This window comes from Streptomyces sp., assembly GCF_019510245.1.
In the GTDB taxonomy this organism is placed as follows: Bacteria; Actinomycetota; Actinomycetes; order Streptomycetales; family Streptomycetaceae; genus Streptomyces.
Window position 1 is genome coordinate 1 of sequence record NZ_JAEKKT010000552.1, and the last position, 1,827, is coordinate 1,827.

Genomic DNA, 1,827 nt, shown 5'->3' on the forward strand with positions numbered 1-1,827 from the left:
GTCAGGACGACCGCCGAGAGTGCGGCGAACCCGAACAGACCTATCGGCAGGGGAAAACGGAACTCCGCGCCACCCAGCCCGAACATCCCGCCCAGGACGCCGATGGCCGCTCCCGCACCGAACACCAGGGGCATCGAGTGCGTCGAAGGTGCGGGAACGATGTCGCTGTCAGCGGCCATAGGCGGCATCCTCCCTGGTCACAGCTCCCGCATGCGATGGCACCGGGTGCCCAGATGGGACGGCTTCCGCGCCCTGGTCTCCGTCGACGCCGACCGGGTAGTGCTGCGTTCCGGGCGCGGCACCCAACTGCTCCCGGCGTTCTCCGAGGTCGCGGCCGGGGTCCGCGCAGCTGCCGGACGCCAGCGCGCGTGGCCTGTGGGGGTGTCTCAGCCCCAGGTGTCTCAGGCGACGCAGCTCCCATAGGCGAGACGTGACGGGCGTCACGGCCACGCGCCGCAGCGGCCGCTCAGAGGTGGTCGTCCAGGAACTCGCGTACCTCGGCCGTGGTCATGGGCCCCGTGCCGTGCGCCACCGCCTCTCCCCCCTTCAGCAGGACGCAGGACGGCGCTCCGGTGATCGCGTATCGCTCCGTTGCGGCCGGACAACGCGTGATGTCGGTGCGGACGGCCGTCAGGCGGCCCGTGTATTCGTCGGCGATGCCACCCACGACGAGGTCCATCTCCCGGCAGGGCTCGATCGCCTTGGGCCATGTCCCGGTGAAGTATGCGAGGACCGGAACTCCGCTCATCCCGAGGATGAAATTGAACTCCGCGTCCTCACGGGGTCGGTGAACCCGCTTCGCCATGGAAGCTCCTGACCTCGCGTTCCGTCATTCCATCCCCCATCATCCCTCGCGCAGTGTGTCGGGCCGGCCCACTCGGTCGCGTCGACAGGCGGGTCGGTGCGCATCGTCCACCGGGTTCAGTCGAGCCGTATCCAACCGGCTTCCCCCGAGGCCTTGCCCGGTCTTCACATCAAGCTCCGGTTCCAGCTGGCTTACCGCTCTCCCCCGGCCACATCAGCCAGCTGACGGCACCGAGGGGCCGCTTCGTGGACCGCTCGCGGACGCGGTCGTGGACGGTCGGAGTAGGCGTCAGCTGACCCGAAGACCGACCGCCAGCGTCAGTTCAAGGACCCGCTGCGGCGAAGCGAGATCCGGAAACAGCTCCCGCAGCTGCGACATCCGGTACCGGACCGTCTGGGGATGGACGAACAACGCCGCCGCCACCTCGTCCCGCCTGCCCTGGTGCAGCAGCCACGCCCGCAACGTCTCCTCCAGCCGCCGTGCGGTCGCTACAGGCAAGGTCCGCAACGGTGCGAGGGCTCGGGCACGCAGGTCTGCGAACGCCTCCACGTCGGCGCTCAGCACCAGTTCGGGCAGGTGGTCCTCGGTGTCGCGAATATCAGAGGAAAGGGAGCGCGCGCGTACGGCTCGTGCGTACGAGGCGGACGCACGAGTCCATGGCCGGGCCGGGCCGACCACGGCGGCGCGGTCGGTCAGCTGCCGCAAGAGATGTGATCGGTCGGCATCGGGGACGAGCAGCACCCCGGTGGCATCCTGCAGATCGTCCAGGACGAGGGTGCTCGGGTCCAGGCCGCGGTAGGCAGGCCGCGCCTGGGCGGCGGGCAACAGGACCGCGGTCAGCGAAACGGGAGGCTGCCACCCGGCCCGTTGAGCAGAGGCCAGCAGCACGTCCGGGCTCGCGCCGGCGAGGAGGTCGCGGGCCAGGTGTTCCAGGTGGCGCTCCTGGTCCCTGCCCCGGGCGGGCAGTTCGTCGGCGTGGCCCGCGGCGCTCGCAGCGGAGAGCTCGTCGATGTAGGCGAAGG

Annotated in this window: 2 protein-coding genes; both read right to left on the minus strand. The window is 70.3% G+C overall.

Annotated elements, in window-relative coordinates:
• Window positions 1–466: 466 nt before the first annotated feature.
• Complete coding sequence (locus JF597_RS55350; RefSeq protein WP_294014884.1) at window positions 467–805, minus strand: thioredoxin domain-containing protein; 339 nt, start codon at window positions 803–805, stop codon at window positions 467–469.
• A 288-nt stretch (window positions 806–1,093) separates the two neighbouring features.
• Window positions 1,094–1,827: CdaR family transcriptional regulator (locus JF597_RS55355; RefSeq protein ID WP_294014887.1), on the minus strand; the 734-nt coding region annotated here is incomplete at its 5' end.

Excerpts from the sequence above, each read along its gene's own strand:
- JF597_RS55350 (WP_294014884.1), bottom strand. The coding sequence starts at position 805 with ATGGCGAAGCGGGTTCACCGACCCCGTGAGGACGCGGAGTTCAATTTC.